The following is a 12,829-nucleotide window of genomic DNA, read 5'->3' as shown; positions in this document are numbered from 1 at the left end:
TGAAGCGTCACGCAGCAGCGCACCGTCAGGGTGCGCCCGAAGCAAAGTCGCTGAACAAGTCTGGAGGCTGGAGCCGCATGGGCGCCGCCATCGCGCTGTCGGGGCTCCTTCTGGGCGCCACCGCTTGTGACGATGACGAGGAGCCGCCCGAGGAGGGCCAGCTCTCGGAGCAGGCTCAGAAGGGTCTGGAGATTGCCCCGTTCACCATCGACACCAACGGGCTCTCTCTGGCGGAGAAGGAGGCGCTCGGCCGTGGCAGCTATGTGGTGAACTCCATTGGTAGCTGTATGGATTGCCACAACACCAATGCGCCGGATGGGTCCTCCAAGTACCTCTCCGGCGGTACGTCGTTCGCGATCGGCGCGTCCGGGGAGATCGTCTACGCGCGCAACCTCACGCCCGACTCGGCCACCGGCATGAAGCTGACCGAGGCCGAGTTCATCGAGTTGATGCGCACGGGCAAGGACTACAAGAGCGACAATGCCGAAGAGGTGCTCTTCGTCATGCCCTGGCTCTACTACCGGTGGATGACCACCGAGGATCTGAAGGCGGTGTACGCCTACCTCAAGAAGATCCCCGCCATTAGCAACCCGATCCCCGACGACATCAAGGGCGCTGCGGGGGCGATGCGTCCTGTGCCCTTCACGGGCTCCTACAACGAGGGAGCGGTCACCCGGACGCTCCCCGCCGAGAGCAGCGCGGACACCCTCGCCTCCAACCGTGGGCTCGCCGTTCAGCCCCTGGCGGACCCTGCGGCGCTGGCCACCCTGAGCGCGAACGAGAAGACTCAGTACGGGCGCGGCAGCTACCTGGTGAACGCAGTGGGCTCCTGCAACGACTGCCACACCAACCCGTCGCGCAACTTCGCGCCGGGGCCGGACTTCGGCGACGTGACCACCAGCGTGTTCATGTCCGGCGGAGCGGTCTACTCGGTGCCTCCGGGACTCAACGCCCTCACCAAGGTCACCCGCTCCATGAGCGCCAACCTGTTGGGCGCCCAGCATGGCGCCATGGCCAAGCGCTACCAGGCGTATGAGGACTTCAACAAGGCCTTCACCAAGGGTGATGTGGTCGTGGACGGAGTGGCTCGCAAGCTCGCCTTCCCCATGGGGCTTACCGTCGCGAACTTCGTCAAGATGACCGACAGCGATGTGCGGGCCATCTACGTCTACCTGAAGAACCAGGCGCCCATTCAGGGCGCCGGCGACAAGGCCACGCAGCAGCCTGCCCGCTATTGCGCCAGCCAGACGGACTGCGGCGCCTCGGAGACCTGCAACACCGCTACCAATGAGTGTGTGGGTGGTGCCTGCACGGCCGACGTGCAGTGTGGCGCCTGCCAGGTCTGCACGGACAGCAAGTGCGCGGCCCCCGAGGCCTCGTCCGCCTGCCTCCGGACTGGTATCTAAGCCAGCGCACCCCGTTACGTTCCCGGAGCCCTCAAGATGATGCGAAGCTCAACCTTCTCTTTCCTCTTTGAAGGGCTCCGGGCCCAGCTGCTGACGGTCCTGCTCACCTCGTCGTTGCTGGCGGCGTGCTCCTCGGACACCCCCGTGGATCCGCTCCCGCCGCAGCCGAACGTCCCCTGCGCGGGGCTCCAGACGGGGCTCGAGAGCGGGAAGGCCCCCGCCACGCTCTCGGAGACGGGGCTCTTCCAGGACATCTCCACCCGGAGCCTGGCGGCGGGGGTGCGCGAGTTCTCCCCGCGCTACGCGCTCTGGTCCGACGCGGCGGTGAAGCGCCGCTATGTCCAGCTGCCGGACGGCTGCCAGATCGACACGAGCGACATGGACCACTGGGTGCTCCCGGTGGGGGCGCGCCTGTGGAAGGACTTCACCGCCGAGGGCAAGCTGGTGGAGACGCGCTTCATCGCCCGCTATGGCACGGGCCCCAAGGACTTCATCCTCGGGGCGTACGCCTGGCGCGCGGATGGCTCGGATGCGGACTATGTCGCCTATGGGCAGACCCGCGCCCAGGGCACGGGCCACGACATCCCCGCGGCGAAGACTTGTAAGACGTGCCACTCCTATTTGTCGGAGCAGGCGCTCGGCTTCAGCGCGCTGCAGCTCAGCCACGAGGGGAGCGGCGTGACGCTGAGCACGCTCGTCCAGGAGGGCCGGCTCACCGTGGCGCCGGCCGCGGCCTTCAAGGCCCCCGGCAACTCCGTGGAGTCCGCCGCGCTCGGCTACCTCCACGCCAACTGCGGCAACTGCCACAACTCCACGGGCATCGAGTTCAACAACCCGTTCAGCCTGAGGCTCTCCGTGAAGGACGTGAACGCCGCCGACACGGACACCTACCGCACGGGGATCGGCGTGGCCGTGGAGAAGTTCGCCACCCCCGGGATCACCCGGCGCATTGATCCGGGCAACCCCCAGGGGAGCTGCGTCTACCACCGCATGACCATCCGCGGCACCGAGCAGCAGATGCCGCCCACGGCCTCGCACCTCACCGACCCCGAGGGCCTCGCGCTCATCTCGGAGTGGATCTCGAGCATGCGCTGAGCCCGGGACGGTGCCCGGTGGCTACACCGGCGGCCGGGCCTTCTTCAGGCTCGGGCGCGCCTCCATGCGCTCGGCCCACGCCTTCACGTTCGGGAAGGGCGTGAGGTCGATGCCCGCGACGTCCCGCATCAGCAGGGCGGAGACCAGCGAGAAGTCGGCCACGGTGAGCTTGCCCGTCAGGTACTCGCGGCCCTGAAGCGCCCCGTCCATCGCCTTCAGGTCGCGCGCCACCAGCTCGCGGCCCTCGGCCAGCGTCTTCTCATCCTTCGGGTGGCCGAGGACCTTCTGGTAGTAGGTGTTCCAGTTGATCTTCATGGCGTCCGGGTAGAAGGTGGACGAGTGCCAGTGCAGCCACTTCTGCACCTCGGCCAGGCCACGCGGATCGGTCGGCACCAGCCCGCTCTCGGGCTTCAGCGCGCCCAGGTAGGTGATGATCGCGTTGGACTCGAAGAGACACATATCCCCGTCGACCAGCGCGGGTACCTTGGCGTGGGGGTTGATGGCCCGAAACCAGGGCTCCTGATGCTGGCCTTTGCCGAGATCAACGGTGATCAGCTCCACGTTGCTCAGCGCCAGCTCATTGACGACGGCGGTGACTTTGAAGCCAGCGCCCGAGAAGGGGTTGTTGTAGACCTTCATGCGTGATGTTCCTCTTGCGGGGGGAGAAGCAGTTCGGAGGGTGCCTGCCGGATGAAGGACTGTCCAGCGACGAACAGGCTCTGCTCACGTCCGTTATATTGGATGAATTGATACAAAGGAGGCGGCCATGGCGGAGCGGCAAATCGTGGCACTGAGCGGGGGCGGCTTCCTGATGGAGCCCAACAACCCGTGTCTGGACAACCACTTGCTGGAGCTGCTGAAGGACACGCCCAAGCGCGTGTGTTTCATCCCCACCGCCATGGGGGATGCCTCGGACTTCATCGTCCGCTTCTACCGGGCCTACCCCGCCAGCCGCTGCCAGCCCTCGCACCTGTCGCTCTTCCAGCGAGGCCCGGAGCCGCTGCGTGAGCTCATCCTCCGGCAGGATGCTGTCTTCGTCGGTCCAGGCAACACACTCAACATGCTGGCGCTCTGGCGGCTGCATGGGCTCGACGCGGTGCTCCGGGAGGCTTGGGAGCAAGGCGTGCTGCTGTGCGGCATGAGCGCCGGAGCCATGTGCTGGTTCGAGGGAGGCCTCACGGACTCGCTGGGGACGCTGGCCGCCTTCCAGAACGGGCTGGGGCTGCTGCCGGGCACGCTGTGCCCCCACTATGACTCCGAGCCGGCGCGCCGACCGGCCTACCACCACTCCATCGCCGAGGGCCTGCCGGGGGGGTTCGCCGCCGATGACGGAGTGGGGTTTCACTTCATTGGCACCCGGCTCGCCCACACCATCTCCTCGCGGGAGAAGGCCCAGGCCTGGCGCGTGGAGCGCACGGAGCAGGGGGTTCGCGAGACGGCCCTGCCCGTTACCTTCCTCGGGTGAGTGCCCGTCGCACCGGGGCGAGCCTCGAGGCACCCCTTGGGCCATGTTTCACGGCCGGCGTGTCTCGGAGATGTGACAGGGCGGGTGCCTTGACACTGCCGCAGTGTCGTTGAGTTAATAGTCGCATGCTATTCGATATTTTCCACTCTGTAGGCACGACGGATTGGGTTCGTGCAGAGCGGCAGGTTTTCGAAGAGCTCCTGGAGCAGACGCGCCTGGCCGAGCAGCTCGGCTACACGACGATGTGGCTGTCGGAGTCGCACTACTCGAGCGAGCCGCAGAAGGGGCACGCCGAGCCGGTCGTTCCGACCTATCCGGGCGAGCTCGGGCTGAGCAATGACGCGCCCCAGCTCATCCAGTTCCTGCTGGACCGCACGCAGCGGATCGGCTTCGGCACGGCCATCTACAACATCGTCGGAGGCAACGGGGGGCCCATCCGCTCGGCGGAGGCCATGCGCATGCTCGCCTTCCTCAACGGGCTGCGCGACACGCCGCGCATGCTGCGCATCGGCGTGGCCTCGGGCCGGTTCGAGTTCATCAACAGGCCGTTTGGCGTGCACCCCCGTGACGCGGAGGAGAAGCTGCTGTGGAAGCAGTACAAGCGCTTCGTGTTCCTGGAGGCGCTGGAGATCTTCCTGCGGCTGAGCAACGGCGAGACGCTCTCCTCGGAGATGCTCACCCCGCTCACGCTGGGGCGTGAGCACTTCGACAGCGACGGCGAATGGGAGCGCGCCCGCAAGGAACTGGCGCGGCTGAGCGCGGGGCCGCTGCCCGAGCGTCTGCCCTACAGGCGCCGCTGGAACTTCGAGCCCATCCGGCTGGTCCCCTCCCTGTCCCCCGCCATGCGGGAGTGCCAGCGCTTCGTGCTCGGCTCCGCGGATCCGCTGGCCCGGGAGATTGGCTGCAAGTTCGCCGACCTGGACATCTTCAACCTGTCCTTCACCTCGGCCGAGTCCTTGAACGCCCTCCACCGCGAGATGACGGGACGCGCCAGCGCCCATGGCAGCGTCTGGCACCGCGGCCGGCTGCCGCGCACCGCGCTCATCTTCATTGATCCGGATCAGCGGCGGGCCGAGGAGGCCGCCTCGCGCGGCATGGATATCTACCTCGAGGGCATGCGGGGCACGCTGGCCACGCCCCCCAAGGAAGCGCTGCTGGCCAAGGCCCTGGTGGGGGACGCGCACGCCATCCGCGAGCAGCTCGCCGAGGGGGGCGCTCGGGGGTTCCACCGGGAGGATTGCGTGATGCTGTGGTTCGAGTTCACGCGGGGGCACGACGAGGTGCTGAAACAGATGCGGTACTTTGCTCAGGAAGTCATGCCGCATTTCGTGGCATGAGAAAGGTGTCGAGATGGCAGCCGAACAATTTGATCTGATCGTCGTGGGCGGAGGTCCTGCCGGCTCGTCCTTGGCCGCGTTTGTCGCGCAGCAGGGCCACCGGGTGTTGCTGCTGGAGAAGGAGAAGTTCCCGCGCTACCAGATTGGCGAGTCGCTGCTTCCCTCCACGGTGCAGGGCATCTGCAAGCTGCTCGGCGTGTACGAGGAGATCCACCAGGCGGGCTTCACCACGAAGAACGGCGGCACCTTGAAGTGGGGCCGCAGTCCGGAGCCCTGGACCTTCAACTTCCGGGACACGCCGCTGCTGGGCGGCGCCTTCGGCCGCGGCTACGCGTTCCAGGTCGAGCGCGCCAAGTTCGACAACATCCTGCTGCAGAACGCCAAGCGCAAGGGCGCGGTGGTCCGCGAGCAGCAGACCGTGCGCGGCGTCATCGAGGAGAACGGCCGCGTGGTGGGGCTGCGCTACGAGGATGAGACAGGCCAGCCGCGCGAGGTGCGGGGCCGGTATGTGGCCGACGCCTCGGGCAACACCGGCACGCTCTACACCCACGTGGGCGAGCGCGTGTGGTCCAAGTTCTTCCGCAACCTGGCCATCTTCGCCTACTGGCGCGGCGGCAAGCGCCTGCCGGCGCCCAACCAGGGCAACATCCTCACCGCGGCCTTCAAGGAAGGCTGGTTCTGGTACATCCCCCTCACCCACAACAGCGACCTGACCAGCGTGGGCGCGGTGGTGCCCGTGGAGTCCGCGGACCGCATCCGCGAGCTCGGCCACGAGAAGGCCTACCTCGAGTTCATTCGCCAGAGCCCCATCATCAGCGAGTACCTGGCCAACGCTCAGCGCATCGAGGACCACGAGCTCTACGGGAAGATCCGCATCCGGCGCGACTGGTCCTACATGAACAGCCGCTTCTGGCGTCCGGGCATGGTGCTGCTCGGAGACACGGCGTGCTTCGTGGATCCGCTGCTGTCCAGCGGCGTGCACCTGGCCACCTACTCGGCCCTGCTCGCCTCACGCTCCATCAACACCTTCCTGCGCGGAGAGGTGAACGAGGAGCGCTGCATGGAGGAATACGAGAAGCGCTACCGCAAGGAGTACGGCGTCTTCTACGACTTCCTGCTCTCCTTCTACGACATGGAGCAGGAGGTGGAGTCCTACTTCTGGGCCGCGCGCAAGGTCATCAACACCGAGGAGAAGGCCAACGAGCAGTTCATCCGCCTGGTGGCCGGCAGCACCTCCGCGCACGAGTTCTTCCAGGATCGCGAGGGCATTGGCTCGCGCATGGCGGAGACGCACCGCGAGACGGACGACGCGCCCAAGCCGGACGACATCATCGACGGGTACCACGACGTGCGCTCGCAGATCCTCGCGCAGGCCAACCAAGGTGACCAGCGCCCCCGGGAGAAGCCGATGTTCCCCGGCGGCCTGGTGGCCACGGACGATGGCTTCCGCTGGATGGAGCATCCCATCGAGCTCTCCTCCGAGGCGCGCTGAGCCTCGGCGCCCGTGCCGTCCATCCCCAGGGAGCGCTCCGCGCTCCTGGGGAGAGGGGCGCTCAGGGGTTCAGCGCGGGGTGCTGGAGACGTTGCACTGCCGCATGCGCAGCTCCGCGCCCTGGCCGAACAGGCGGTTGCTGGCGTGGCTCTGCTCGTCGGCGAACCCCGCCGCCTGCCCCGGCTTCGCTGGGGGAAGCACGTAGAAGTCGGGCTGGCCCGAGAGCCGCACGAGGCCACGGCCCTCCAGGAAGCAGTCGAGCAGGGAGAACAACCCGAAGCCCACGTTGAGCTGGCGCAGCTCGACGTCCTGCTCCTGCCCGCCGTGATCTCCGATGAGCCACCGCGAGTCGAGGCTGCGGCCCAGCTTGTCCACGCGGAAGACTTCCTTCCCCTCGAGCTCCCACCGCACCGTGCCCGCCGCCCGGTCATAGGCGATCTTCACGTGGTGCACCGCCTCCGGGGTCCGCCGGGCCAGGGGGATGGCGTAGGTGAAGGCCGCGTAGGGGTTCTGCGGCGTCCGTGCGAAGGGCAGGCGCTCGTACAGCGCGTAGATCTGCTCGTTGGTGAAGAGGAAGTCGAAGACCATGCCGGTCTCCACGTCGATCGTGTTCTGCCCGAACGTCGCCAGGCGGAAATCCTCCTCCGGGTTGCGCACCGCCGGGCCGAAAGGGTGGGCCTTCGTGCCGAAGGTCCGGCCGGTCATCCACGCCTCGAAGGCGAGCTCCTCACCGCGCACCGCGTCGAAGCCTGGCAGGCCCGTGGAGGCCTTGTGCGTGCTGAACACCAGCCACTTGCAGTGGTCGAACTGGCCGGGGACTTCGTCCGCGCTCTTCTCCGGCACTTGAGACAGGCTGTAGGCGGGCTCGCCCGTGCGGGGATTCCGCCCCGGAGGCACCAACCAGAGCCCGTCCGGAGACGTCTGAGCCAGCCCATCGTTGAATGGGACGGGGCCCACGGAGAAAAAGGCCCACCGCGCCCCGGGTGTCCCCACGGAGAAGGGGCTGTCGAAGCGCTCCAGGAGGAGCGGGGACGGCTGCGGCGGCGAAGCGCTCGGGGCGGACTGCGCGGCTTGCTTCTCGGTCGTCATCAGGCACTGCCTTTCGGGGGGGGGGAGGCGGGCGGGGGCGGCCACGGCGCCAGGCTGCGGCGCTAGCGCAGGCCGTCCAGCCAGGTGCGGATGAGGGCCTTGCCATCCGAGACGGCGGCGCGCACCTCGCGCTGTGGCCAGCTCTCGGCGGTGGCGCCCATGCTGCGGCCCGAGCTGTAGGCCACCTCTTCGGGCATCTCCGGGTGAAACTGCACCGTCCACCGGTGTCCGGGGAAGCGCAGGGCCTGGATTCCCGCCACGTCCTCCGCCCAGACGGTGGCTCCGGGAGGCACATCCACCACGTGCTCGCTGTGCATGTGCATCACCCAGCCCGAGAACCCGGGGATGTCCGGCAGCTGGAGCGGGTGCACTCCTACCTGCACCCGGGCCATCTTCTGCACGCGCGCGCCCAGCGCGTGGGCCAGCAGCTGGTGGCCGCCGCAGATACCCAACAGCGGCACCTGCTGCCAGGTGCCCATCCACTCGCGCAGCCGCAGCCGCCACGGCTCGGTGTCATTGGCCGAGCCCGCGCTGCCGCCCACCAGCACGCCGGCATACTCGCGCGGATCCGGCAGGGGCTCGCAGGTGGCATCCACCACGTGGACCTGGGTTTCCAGCTCCTGAAACAAAGGAGCGATCATCTTCCGCTCGTCCGGCAACGCGGCGCGGCGCGGATGATCATGCGACATGATCTGAGAGAGGTAGAGGACGCGCATGGGACGCAGTGTAGTCCTGCCTCGCGAGCGCCACCAAGGTGCCACCCCCCGCTGGCCCGTCGGTATCAGTCGCTGGATGTGCGCATTCCACCGCCGCGAAATTGATACGTGTTGTTCGCTTTTCTACCGGCTTTTTTGAGAGTAAAATTGTTCCAGACAATTAGACAACGAGAAGAAATCAGGTTTTCACTGATTTCTTACCCCCTCATCGTTGTGAGGTGCTTTTGATGCTTCCCCCCTCCGAGCCCTCGCTGAGAATCCCTGGCGTTTCCAAGGTAGGAGCCAGCAAGAGAGCCGAAAGGCTCAACCTGATCACAGCGCAGGGTGAAGAGACGCCCGCGCTACCGCTTCCCGCGATGTATCAGGCGCTGGATGTGCTGAACCTGGAGGAAGGTTCGCGGCTGGAGGGGGCCAGCGAGGAGGAGATGAGCTATCTCCGGGCGGTCGCGCGCTGGTCTCGTGATTACCTGACGCGGCCTCACGCGGAGCTGGGGCGGCCGGGGCCGGTGTGCCCCTGGGTCGAGAAATCCATCCAGCGCCGGCTGTATCACCTGACGGTGATGGATCAGCCGCACCTGCGCGTGGACGAGGTGGAGCAGGCGTTTCACGTGATGCGCCGGTACTTCCTGGAGAAGGAGCCGGTGGAGCACAGCCTGGGGCAGTTCAAGGCCATCGTGACGATCTTCACGGGCATGCCCGGCGAGCAGGAGGCGGAGTTCATGAAGGCCCTGCACGAGCGGCTCAAGCCCGCCTTCGTGAAGGAAGGGCTGATGCTGGGCGAGTTCTACCCGGCCTGCGCGAAGACGGGCCTGCGCAACCCGGCCTGGCATCCGCTGCGCTCCTCGCCGCCGCTGCTGGTGATTCGCACCATGGTCCGGCCGGATGTGGCCTTTCTCTATGAGGACCTGGGATTCTTGGAGACGTATCTGCGGCGGTTCGGGCAGGACGGATGTAACGAGCTCAAGAGCTTCATCGAGCGCAGACACTGTCGACTGGCGCCTGAGGAAGTGCGCAGGCTGCAGGAGACACTGGGCCGTTTTCAGCAGCCGTGACAGGGGATGAGCTGGGCTGGGCACCGGGGCGCAAGCCCGCCAAGGTGCCCCGAGGGAGTACACCGTGGAGACACGCATGAACGAGGCGCAGGCGGTGGGAGCGGAGGGCTTCGCCGCCGCTTCGTCCGCTCACCTCCAGCGGGGCTTTCTTCCCGAGGAGGACCCGTGCCTGAGGCTGCCCACGGCCTTCGCGCCGTGGGATGAGCTGGGCCGGGAGCTCCCGGGGCTGCTGGCCGCCGGCAGGGCCCGTGAGCGCATGGAGCAGCTGCCCGTGTTGGAGGTGGGGTTGCTCCAGGAGCCGCGCCACCTGGAGCGGGCCATGATGCTGCTGTCCTTCTTCGGGCACGCGGCCGTCTGGGAGAAGGGGCGGCAACAGCCGCAGCTGAGCTTCCCCCGCAGCGTGGCGGTACCCTGGGTGCAGGTGGCCCGGCGGCTGGGGCGTCCACCGGTGCTCTCCTACAGCTCGCACGCGCTGAACAACTGGAGGCGGGTGGATGCCGAGGGCCCCATTGCCCTGGGCAACCTGCTGCTGCAGCAGGCTTTCCTGGGCGGGCTGGACGAGTCCTGGTTCATCCTCGTGCACGTGGAGCTCGAGGCCCGGGGCGCGCCCTTGGTTCCAGCCGCGGCCGCCGCTCAGGAGGCGGTGGTGGCGGACAGGCCCGAGCAGCTGCTGCAGCAGCTGCGGCGCATCGCCAGCGCCCAGCAGGAGGTGGAGCGCGTGCTGATGCGCATGACGGAGCGGTGCGAGCCCTCCATCTTCTTCAGCCGCATCCAACCCTTCCTCCACGGCTTCCTCCAGCTGCCGGTGCGGTACGAGGGCGTCCAGGAGTTCGGGGATCAGCCGCAGCCGTTCGCGGGAGCCAGCGCCGCGCAGAGCGTGCTGCTGCCGCTGCTCGACGCGGTGCTGGGGGTGAGGCACTCGCAGGACACGATGCACCAGTACCTGCTGGAGCTGCGCCGCTACATGCCCCCCGCGCATCTGGCCTTCCTCGAGTCCGTGGAGCGCGGGCCCTCGGTCCGGGACTACCTGCTCGCGCGCCGCCCGCCCGAGCTCGTGGAGGCCTACAATGGCTGCCTGGAGCTGCTGGGCAGCTTCCGCCAGAAGCACATGGAGATGACGGCCCGCTACATCATTCAGCCCGCCCGCGAGCATGCCACCGCCCAGGGTGGCTCTCACGATCAAGGCACGGGCGGTACCCCCTTCACGCACTACCTCAAGAAGCACCGCGACGAGACGCACAGCTACCTTATTCGCTGAGGCGCCAGGCGCGGCGGCACGGGAGACACGACGGCATGGAGAGTCAGTTCTGGCACGAGCGCTGGCAGCAGGGGCAGATCGCCTTCCACCAACCCGAGGTCGAGAAGTTCCTCGGCGCGCACTTTGAGCGGCTCGGGCTCGCCCGGGGCGCGACGGTCTTCGTGCCCCTGTGCGGCAAGTCGCTGGATATGCTGTGGCTGGTGTCTCAGGGCTACCAGGTGGTGGGGGTCGAGCTCAGCCCGATCGCCTGTGAGGCCTTCTTCTCCGAGAACCGCATCGAGGCCGCCACGCCGGTCACCGAGGGCCCCTTCCGCGTCCATCGCGCCAAGCACCAGCCCATCACCCTCTACGAGGGGGACTTCTTCCAGTTGAGCGCCCGGCAGACGGGGCCCCTGGCTGCTTTCTATGACCGGGCGTCGTTGATCGCGCTGCCGCCGGCGATGCGCGAGCGCTACGCCGAGCACTTCCAGCGCGAGATGCTGGCCCCCAGCACGAGCGGCCTGTTGCTCACCGTGGCCTACCAATCGAACACCTTCCCGGGCCCACCCTTCTCCATTCCTTCCGAAGAGGTCCACCGCCTCTGGGGGGAGCGGTTCCAGCTCGAGCAGGTGGGACAGGGCGAGGAGGTGGTAGGGCCGCCCACGCAGCGGATTTCAACGGCCAAGAGCGCCTGGCTGCTGACGCCCAAGGCGGGCCGCTGAGGCGCACCCGGTTCAGCGCATGCGCGCCATCGCCTGGCGCATGCGCTCCAGGCCCTCGCTCAGGTGCGCCCGCGTGCAGCCGAAGTTGAGCCGGACGCAGCCCTCGCCGCCCGGGCCAAAGCTCTCTCCAGGGCTGAGCGCCACCCGCGCCTGCTCCAGGAAGAAGGTGGTGGCGTTGCCGGGGAGCCCCGCCTCGCGGCAGTCCAGCCAGGCCAGGTAGGTCCCCTCGGGGGCCACCATGCGGACTCCGGGCAGGTGCCGGCTCACGAAGTCCACCAGGAAGCCGCGCTGGGCCTCCAGGTACTCCCGCAGCTCGCGCAGCCACGGCTGGCCTTGGCGGTAGGCGGCCTGCATCGCCACCCCTCCGAGGATGTTGGGCGAGGGCAGCATGTCCGCCCTCGCCGCAAGGAAGCGCTGGCGCAGCTGTGCGTCCGGAATGACTGCGAACGCCATCTTCAGCCCCGCCAAATTGAACGTCTTGCTCGGGGACATGAGGGTGATGGTGCGCGCCTCCACCTCCGGGCTGAGCATGGCCATGCACGTGTGCCGGTGGCCTCGGAACACCAAGTCACAGTGAATCTCGTCCGAGACGATGATCAGCTCCTGGCGCAGGCAGGCCTCCGCCATGCGGGTGAGCTCCTCCCGCGTGAACACGCGCCCCAGGGGGTTGTGGGGGTTGCACAGCAACATCACCCGCGAGCGGGGATGCAGCGCCTGCTGGAAGGAGTCCCAGTCCACCTCGTACTGGCCGCTGGCGCCGCGCACCATCCGCACCTCGTCCCGGCGCAGCCCCATGTTCAGCGGACACTGCAGCAGCGGCGGGTAGGCGGGGACGTGGAGCAGGACGCCGTCTCCCGGCTGCGCGACGGCCCGGCAGGCGACGTTGAAGCCGGGGATGAGGCCGGGCAGCAGGACAATGGCCTCGGGCGGCACCCGCCAGCCGTGGTGCTCGAGCAGATAGCCGGTGACGCTCTCGATGAGCTCGGGCAGGGGCTCCAGCGGATAGCCGAAGACCCCATGCGAGATGCGCTCATGCAGGGCTTGGAGGACCGGCTCGGGCGAGCGGAAGTCCATGTCCGCCACCCACATGGGCAGGACGTCCGCCGGGTACTTGCGCCACTTGAAGCTGTCACTGGTGCCGCGCGCCAGCGGCTCATCGAAGTGGGAAGCCATGTCCATGGGCCCTGGGGTGAGGGGAGGGGGAGGGAGCCCCTCCCC

General features: G+C 67.8%; 12 protein-coding genes. 8 read left to right on the top strand and 4 right to left on the bottom strand.

Going from position 1 to position 12,829, the window contains the following annotated elements; all coding sequences use genetic code 11:
- The first annotated feature begins 77 nt into the window (after positions 1–77).
- Positions 78–1,406: a cytochrome C gene (locus DB31_RS17820; RefSeq protein ID WP_157232030.1), complete on the top strand. Its 1,329-nt coding sequence runs from the start codon at positions 78–80 to the stop codon at positions 1,404–1,406.
- A gap of 36 nt (positions 1,407–1,442) precedes the next feature.
- Entirely contained in the window at positions 1,443–2,501 is a 1,059-nt protein-coding gene (locus DB31_RS17815) for a hypothetical protein (RefSeq protein WP_052420048.1), read from the top strand.
- 21 nt (positions 2,502–2,522) lie between these two features.
- Here DB31_RS17815 and DB31_RS17810 read toward each other — a convergent pair whose 3' ends face one another.
- Positions 2,523–3,140 (bottom strand): glutathione S-transferase family protein, encoded by a 618-nt coding sequence (locus DB31_RS17810; RefSeq protein ID WP_052420047.1) that lies wholly within the window; start codon positions 3,138–3,140, stop codon positions 2,523–2,525.
- A 127-nt stretch (positions 3,141–3,267) separates the two neighbouring features.
- Here DB31_RS17810 and DB31_RS17805 point away from each other — a divergent pair, with 127 nt between their 5' ends.
- The 3 genes from DB31_RS17805 to DB31_RS17795 all read left to right on the top strand — a co-directional run bounded on the left by DB31_RS17805 (position 3,268) and on the right by DB31_RS17795 (position 6,795).
- On the top strand, positions 3,268–3,966 hold the full coding sequence (locus DB31_RS17805; RefSeq protein WP_044189084.1) for a Type 1 glutamine amidotransferase-like domain-containing protein: 699 nt from the start codon (positions 3,268–3,270) through the stop codon (positions 3,964–3,966).
- A 125-nt stretch (positions 3,967–4,091) separates the two neighbouring features.
- Positions 4,092–5,303, top strand: coding sequence for an LLM class flavin-dependent oxidoreductase (locus tag DB31_RS17800; RefSeq protein ID WP_044189081.1), 1,212 nt, complete (start codon positions 4,092–4,094; stop codon positions 5,301–5,303).
- 13 nt (positions 5,304–5,316) lie between these two features.
- Entirely contained in the window at positions 5,317–6,795 is a 1,479-nt protein-coding gene (locus DB31_RS17795; protein ID WP_044189079.1) for a tryptophan 7-halogenase, read from the top strand.
- Between the two features lie 69 nt (positions 6,796–6,864).
- Here the strand turns inward: DB31_RS17795 and DB31_RS17790 are convergent, their stop codons facing one another.
- Both DB31_RS17790 and DB31_RS44875 read right to left on the bottom strand, forming a co-directional pair.
- Positions 6,865–7,884: a DUF6081 family protein gene (locus tag DB31_RS17790; RefSeq protein WP_052420046.1), complete on the bottom strand. Its 1,020-nt coding sequence runs from the start codon at positions 7,882–7,884 to the stop codon at positions 6,865–6,867.
- A gap of 62 nt (positions 7,885–7,946) precedes the next feature.
- Positions 7,947–8,600 carry a type 1 glutamine amidotransferase gene (locus DB31_RS44875; protein WP_052420045.1) on the bottom strand — a complete coding sequence of 218 codons (654 nt, stop codon included), beginning with the start codon at positions 8,598–8,600 and terminating at the stop codon, positions 7,947–7,949.
- 356 nt (positions 8,601–8,956) lie between these two features.
- Here DB31_RS44875 and DB31_RS17780 point away from each other — a divergent pair, with 356 nt between their 5' ends.
- From DB31_RS17780 to tmpT, 3 genes are all read left to right on the top strand, one after another.
- The gene (locus DB31_RS17780) at positions 8,957–9,652 is read left to right on the top strand and encodes a DUF6875 domain-containing protein (RefSeq protein WP_052420044.1); all 696 of its coding nucleotides are present in this window, start codon (positions 8,957–8,959) and stop codon (positions 9,650–9,652) included.
- Positions 9,653–9,728: 76 nt separating this feature from the next.
- Positions 9,729–10,910 (top strand): PrnB family protein, encoded by a 1,182-nt coding sequence (locus DB31_RS17775; RefSeq protein ID WP_044189077.1) that lies wholly within the window; start codon positions 9,729–9,731, stop codon positions 10,908–10,910.
- 35 nt (positions 10,911–10,945) lie between these two features.
- Positions 10,946–11,611, top strand: coding sequence for a thiopurine S-methyltransferase (gene tmpT / locus DB31_RS17770; RefSeq protein ID WP_044189074.1), 666 nt, complete (start codon positions 10,946–10,948; stop codon positions 11,609–11,611).
- A gap of 12 nt (positions 11,612–11,623) precedes the next feature.
- On the opposite strand, the gene DB31_RS17765 is transcribed toward tmpT, so the two are convergent.
- Positions 11,624–12,784 carry a MalY/PatB family protein gene (locus DB31_RS17765; protein WP_044190015.1) on the bottom strand — a complete coding sequence of 387 codons (1,161 nt, stop codon included), beginning with the start codon at positions 12,782–12,784 and terminating at the stop codon, positions 11,624–11,626.
- Between the last annotated feature and the right edge of the window lie 45 nt (positions 12,785–12,829).

The sequence above is a fragment of the Hyalangium minutum genome (assembly GCF_000737315.1).
GTDB lineage: Bacteria > Myxococcota > Myxococcia > Myxococcales > Myxococcaceae > Hyalangium > Hyalangium minutum.
Note: the sequence above shows the minus strand (reverse complement) of the source record. Positions and strands in the feature narration are given on the sequence as shown.

What these genes read in the sequence shown, in the direction of transcription:
- DB31_RS17820 (WP_157232030.1), top strand. Translation starts at nt 78, where the DNA reads ATGGGCGCCGCCATCGCGCTGTCGGGGCTCCTTCTGGGCGCCACCGCT.
- DB31_RS17815 (WP_052420048.1), top strand. Translation starts at nt 1,443, where the DNA reads ATGATGCGAAGCTCAACCTTCTCTTTCCTCTTTGAAGGGCTCCGGGCC.
- DB31_RS17810 (WP_052420047.1), bottom strand. Translation starts at nt 3,140, where the DNA reads ATGAAGGTCTACAACAACCCCTTCTCGGGCGCTGGCTTCAAAGTCACC.
- DB31_RS17805 (WP_044189084.1), top strand. Translation starts at nt 3,268, where the DNA reads ATGGCGGAGCGGCAAATCGTGGCACTGAGCGGGGGCGGCTTCCTGATG.
- DB31_RS17800 (WP_044189081.1), top strand. Translation starts at nt 4,092, where the DNA reads ATGCTATTCGATATTTTCCACTCTGTAGGCACGACGGATTGGGTTCGT.
- DB31_RS17795 (WP_044189079.1), top strand. Translation starts at nt 5,317, where the DNA reads ATGGCAGCCGAACAATTTGATCTGATCGTCGTGGGCGGAGGTCCTGCC.
- DB31_RS17790 (WP_052420046.1), bottom strand. Translation starts at nt 7,884, where the DNA reads ATGACGACCGAGAAGCAAGCCGCGCAGTCCGCCCCGAGCGCTTCGCCG.
- DB31_RS44875 (WP_052420045.1), bottom strand. Translation starts at nt 8,600, where the DNA reads ATGCGCGTCCTCTACCTCTCTCAGATCATGTCGCATGATCATCCGCGC.
- DB31_RS17780 (WP_052420044.1), top strand. Translation starts at nt 8,957, where the DNA reads ATGTATCAGGCGCTGGATGTGCTGAACCTGGAGGAAGGTTCGCGGCTG.
- DB31_RS17775 (WP_044189077.1), top strand. Translation starts at nt 9,729, where the DNA reads ATGAACGAGGCGCAGGCGGTGGGAGCGGAGGGCTTCGCCGCCGCTTCG.
- tmpT (WP_044189074.1), top strand. Translation starts at nt 10,946, where the DNA reads ATGGAGAGTCAGTTCTGGCACGAGCGCTGGCAGCAGGGGCAGATCGCC.
- DB31_RS17765 (WP_044190015.1), bottom strand. Translation starts at nt 12,784, where the DNA reads ATGGCTTCCCACTTCGATGAGCCGCTGGCGCGCGGCACCAGTGACAGC.